The sequence below is a fragment of the Ohtaekwangia sp. genome, assembly GCF_036568665.1.
Classification (GTDB): domain Bacteria; phylum Bacteroidota; class Bacteroidia; order Cytophagales; family Cyclobacteriaceae; genus Ohtaekwangia.
The window spans coordinates 1-5,237 of the sequence record NZ_DATCSD010000410.1; the positions used below are offsets into that span (position 1 = coordinate 1).

Below are 5,237 nucleotides of genomic sequence, written 5' to 3' on the forward strand. Positions count from 1 at the left end.
CTTATAGCAGGGAAGCCGGTGCGTCTCCAATCGTTAAAGGTTTCGATGTTGAGAAAATTGGCAACGTTCTTTTCTTCCATAATTCTTTGAAGAGCATTTTCATCGGTTAATGTTCCGCGACTTGCCAGGTAGGTATTAATGTTGGCCTGAGAGATTCCCAATTTCAGCATGTGCGCTGTGATGCCCTCCTGATATATAGGCTCCGCAGCAGCATAGCCTGATTTTATCAGGGTTGCTTCTGCCTTGAGAAATAGTGCTTCAGAATACGTAAGTATATAATTTGTTGCTCCTATACCTGAATACATGTCGCTGGGTATAGAGTATGTAGTAAGGACGCCTACATCTGTGCCTATAGGTCTGCCGGTATATAGGCCAGTATCTTCAGCAGGTTTTACCATGATGGGCAACCGCGGATCGTTGCGTGCTTTCAATGAATCCACAAATGTAGAAGCAAGTATAGATGTACTCACCGGATTGAAGCTAAACCACCAGCCATTTTCCTGTCCGGCAGCACCGGGGTAGACCATCTGCAGATCATCGTCATTGCCGATCATGCCGTTGGTCAATGCCTGCAGTGCTATATCAGCTTGTGCAGAAGCGGTGTGTCCTGGGGCCTTTGTCAGGTGCATGGCATATCGCGCCTTTAATGTATAGGCAACCTTTTGCCATTGCTCCATGTTGCCCTGGTAAAAATAGTCATCGGTGCCCGGAGCCTGCAGTGAAGATTTCCCGATGTCAGCAATAGCAGCATCGAGCAGACTTTGTATAGCCGTATATATATCTTCCTGTGAATCGTATGCAGCTGTAAAATTTTCATTACCTAACAAAGCTTGCGAATACGGTATATCTCCCCAAAGGTCGGTAGTAGTACCCAGCGTAAAGGCCGTTAATATCTTCGCGATAGCTGCGTAATGATAGTTGTCGTTCTTCTCTGCTTTGTCGATCAGTATCTTCAGGTTGATAAGTTCATCGGTATAGATGCTGCTCCAGTCGCCATCAATGTCGGTGTGCAGCAGGCGGTATGTTCCGATTTGCGGATTGGGTTGATTGAGTGCCGCTACCTGCATAAACTGCTGCGTGATCCACGCTATATTTCCCGACATTAAACTGCGTGATATAGCCAGCTCGGCCGGTGGCAGCAGCAACGATTCTTTTACATCCAGCGGATTGTTAGGGTCTACGTTTACATCCAGGTACTCTTTGCAGCCGGATGCTACAAGCAGTGTGAACGATAAGAGTATATATAGTAATTTTTTCATAAGTATATAGTTTAAGCAGTGCCGTTGTGAAACAGCGCTATAGTATAATATATCTTAAAAACTGAATTTAAGGGTACAGTTTCCGGAGCGTGATGTTGGCGTGGAGAACTGGTAAATGGATTGTACACCATTGGCAGCACCGAGTGAACTTACTTCCGGATCGGCACCGCTAAAGTGCGGACTATATATCCATAGATTTCTTCCGGATATAGTAATGGATGCAGATTTAAATGGTGTGCGTGCAAGCCATGCAGGATTCAATTCATATCCCAGGCTTACACTTCTAAGCTTGATATAGGTACCATCCTGTATGAGCGATTCCTGAATAGAAGTGATATACTGATAATACTTCTGTGCCCCTACCGATACTGTGTTGGGCTGATTGTCGGCTACGCTCACGCCTTCAATTACACGCGGAGCGCGATTCTCCGTTACTTTGGAAGAACCATAGAAGTAGCCATACGAATCCATATCGTTTTGTATATCGCCTCCTTTTTTCATATCGAAAAAGAAGCTGAGTGTAAATTGTCCGTAGCGAAAATTGTTCGTTAAGCCTGCGAGCCATTTCGGATTGGCATTGCCTATTACACCCGGCAGATCATCCGGCAGCGGTAATCCATCCGTGCCAATTACTATACTTCCGTTCTCATTACGTTTATACCGTGTTCCGTAAAATATATTATAGGGTTGCCCTTTTACGATCCTGCCTAATTGATCAGTGCCAGGGTATATAGATAATACCTTGTTACGAATACGTGTAAAGTTAAACGTGAGGTCCCAGCTGAATTTCTGACTCTTCACTGGAGTTGCGTTCAACAATATTTCGATACCCTTGTTTTCTATACTGGCAGAGTTAACCGTAGTGCCGGTATATCCGGAAGAAGGTGCTATTGCTACACCGGGTATTAATCCATCGATCGATTTTCTATAGAAGTACGATGCTTCCAGTCCAATCCGGTTGTTAAAGAATTTTGTTTCCAAGCCAATCTCAGACTCGTTCAGTCGTTCGTTGTGAAGCGCTGTATTCCCAATAGTTTTGTTGATCATGAAACCCGCTTGTCCCTGAAACGGGAAAGCTATACCATTTACATTCGAAGAGTAATATGTGGTGTTGATGGAGTATGGATCAACGTTTTCATTTCCTACAGTGGCTTGCGAGAGTCTTAATTTTCCAAAGCTTAAAACATTGGTAATGGAAGCGGGCAACAATTCAGAAAAAACAAAACTTGCTGCCACTGACCCATACGGATAGTATGTTTTATTTTTAGCAAGCACCGAGCTGCCGTCATATCGTCCGGTTAATGATAATGTGAGTAAATGTTTATAGGTAATATTCGCCTGTGCGTACGAACCAACTTTTCTGCGCAGTGAGTGATATTCACTCGACTTGATCGAAGCAGCGCCAGCGATATTATGATAGCCATCTATACTCAGTCCGCTGCCCGTTTCATTGAGTGTTTGCGTATAGGTAGAGTATATATTAGCTCCTAATAAAAGGTTATAGCTGAAGTTATCGGTTTCCTTCGTAGCACTGATGATGAGATCGTTGTTGAACTGGCGGAAGTTTGAGTTCTGATCTATAATTCTGCCGAGTGTTCCAAGATTCGCGCTCGGAGCTTCCCAAAATTTGATTTGTTCGGTATACATATCGGCACCTAACCGTTCTGTTATAGAGAGCCAGCTAAAAGGCGTATAATTCAGTGTAATTACCGGTATAAATCGGTTTACACCCAGATCGTTGGAGTAATTATTCTGCACCCATTGCGGATTGTTTCGTGAATAGCGATATAGCCGTTGGCTGCCATCCGGATTCAGATAAGGATTGGGATTCCATGAAACGGGCTGACCATAGAGTACAAACAGCGGACCGTTAAATCCTTCGGGTACACGATCCTGGTCGGAATGTGTATACTGTAACTGAAATGTACTGGTTAAATTCTTGCGAATGGTAGAGGTATATTTGGTAAAGAACGAGTGTCTTTTAAAATCGCTGTTCTTCACAATACCTTTTTGATCGAAGTAGGAATAGGAAATGAAATAGCTGGAACTATTATTTCCACCGGATATACTTACCGTGTTGTTGGTTGTTATACCTGTTTTAAAAAATGAATAGGGATCATATTTAGGAGCACGCTTGCCATCGATCATTAATGTATCCATCAAGGGCCCCCACGATGCACTTATTTTTTGATCTTCGCCATTGTAATAAATCCCGTTAGTTCCCTGTGCATATTTAGTCTGGCGTTCCGGAAAAATTCCTTTTTCAAAAGATACACCAGACGAAAATGTAATAAGCGGCTTGCGTTCGCTGCCGCCTTTTGTAGTGATCATCACTACACCGCGCGCACCGGCCGAGCCATAGAGTGCCGTGGCAGCAGCGCCTTTCAGAACGTTTACATTCTCAATAACAGCGGGGTCTATATCTACTACACGACTGCTGCCGGCATAACCTTCACCGAGCAAACCAGACTCATTGTTATTAACCGGTACACCATCCACTACGATCAACGCCTGGTTATCGCCAAAGATGGACGTGGCGCCACGCACTACGATACGTGTAGAAGAACCCGGTGTGCCGGAAGAACTGGTAATCTGTACACCTGCTACTTTGCCGGTTAATGAATTGAGTACACTGGGTTCTTTTGCCTTCATCAACTCATCGCCTTTTACAGCTTGTGTGCTATAGGTCAATTCTCTTTTCTCGCGTTCAACACCCAGCGCAGTAATAACAACTTCTTCCAATGATTTTACATCTGTATTCAGGACTACATCCACTACTGCACGATTTTCAACCGGTACACGTGTGGTACTATAGCCGATAAAAGAAAACACAAGAACAGCAGACCCGTTGTTTACCGACAATTCATATTTACCATCAGCGTCCGTAACTGTGCCGGTAGTTGTGTTGAGCACTACTACATTCACACCCGGTAAAGCTACTCCGGTTTCATCGGTAACTTTTCCTTTTACAGGTATCTGCGCGAAAGCAAATTGCGCTGCCAGTATGATTGCAATAGGACATAGGAGTAACGCAATTCTAGATTGTGTAGAATTTCTCGTCATAGGAAATGGGGTTAGTATAGGATAAAGGTAGTGTGACGAGCAGGTGGGTATATTCCAAATATTATCGCATGGTAATATTATTTTATCCAAATTGGATTTTGTGAAATAAGTATGGGATGCAATAAAGAGCCGGTATATATAGGGAGGTAAACTGAAGAATCAGGCAGCAGATAACCATTTAAAACTTCACGCAGCCGTATTAAAGAGCAGAACGGTAAAGTTATCGAGGCATAGAATAATAAAGTAGCTTTACCCGGGAAGGGATAAGATTGGTAGTTTTGTATTACAATAAATCGGGCCGGGTTGCCGCAGAACGAGTTTAAGGTTGTGTAAACATAGATATAGGTATATATTACTTACAGGTTATTCACTTAATCAGACACAATTATGAGAACGCTTATTGCACTTTTATGCTTCATTGGATTTGCCGGCTCGCACGCACAGGATCTGCAGCCCAGCCAGGTACCTGCCGCGATAGTAACTGCCTTGCAGACTAAATTCCCCACAGCTACTAAAATAAAATGGAAGCAAAAGGATGCTGATTATAAAGCTGAGTTTAAAGTGGATTCCCGCGGCCATGATGTTTGGTTCGATAAGACGGGGAAGATCAAAAAACATAAAGAAGATTTTCCGAAGAGCCAGTTGCCGGCCGCTGTAAAAGAAAAGATAGCCAGTGAGTTTAAAGATTTCTCGATTGACGATGCCGATAAAGTTGATGCGGAAGGTAAAATATACTATCAGATCGACCTGAAGAATGCCGCGGGCGACAAACGTAAAGTATTATTTACTCCGGAAGGAAAAATAGAAACAACGAATGTCGATTGATTGCCGTTAATGGCTGAGGTTACTTTATCGTTTTTTGTATGACCGTGAGAGAAGCACTGATCGGATTCTACAAGTTCAATAACCTGAACC

3 protein-coding genes are annotated in these 5,237 nt (G+C 43.4%); 1 reads left to right on the forward strand and 2 read right to left on the reverse strand.

Annotated features, from left to right (window positions below; all coding sequences use genetic code 11):
- Positions 1-1,259: SusD/RagB family nutrient-binding outer membrane lipoprotein (locus VIN08_RS23965; protein WP_331970881.1), on the reverse strand; the 1,259-nt coding region annotated here is incomplete at its 3' end.
- 54 nt (positions 1,260-1,313) lie between these two features.
- On the reverse strand, positions 1,314-4,322 hold the full coding sequence (locus tag VIN08_RS23970; protein WP_331970884.1) for a SusC/RagA family TonB-linked outer membrane protein: 3,009 nt from the start codon (positions 4,320-4,322) through the stop codon (positions 1,314-1,316).
- Between the two features lie 387 nt (positions 4,323-4,709).
- On the opposite strand from VIN08_RS23970, the gene VIN08_RS23975 reads away from it, so the two are divergent.
- Complete coding sequence (locus tag VIN08_RS23975) at positions 4,710-5,147, forward strand: PepSY-like domain-containing protein (protein ID WP_331970887.1); 438 nt, start codon at positions 4,710-4,712, stop codon at positions 5,145-5,147.
- Positions 5,148-5,237: the final 90 nt, after the last annotated feature.